Annotated in this window: 1 rRNA gene; it reads left to right on the top strand. The window is 43.0% G+C overall.

The features are described 5' to 3' along the window. Nucleotides 1-143: 143 nt before the first annotated feature. Nucleotides 144-228 (top strand): 5S ribosomal RNA (rrf, locus tag KNP64_RS14780); the annotation flags it as partial.

Here is a 228-nt window from a genome sequence, read left to right as displayed (position 1 = left end):
ACGTGTGGAGCTGAATGATACTAATCGGTCGAGGCTTTGATCTAGTCTAACGGTTTGAGTGAATTGATGAGTCTTCAGTTTTGAGAGAATAATCTCTTAAAAATTATTGACGTTATGACTAAATAATGTTAATATAATACTTGTCTGGTGGCGATAGCGAAGCGGCCACACCCGTTCCCATGCCGAACACGGAAGTTAAGCGCTTCAGCGCCGAAAGTAGTTGGGGGT

This window comes from Exiguobacterium sp. s64, from assembly GCF_018618035.1.
Classification (GTDB): Bacteria; Bacillota; Bacilli; order Exiguobacteriales; family Exiguobacteriaceae; genus Exiguobacterium; species Exiguobacterium mexicanum_A.
This window is presented reverse-complemented; position numbering and strand designations above follow the sequence as displayed.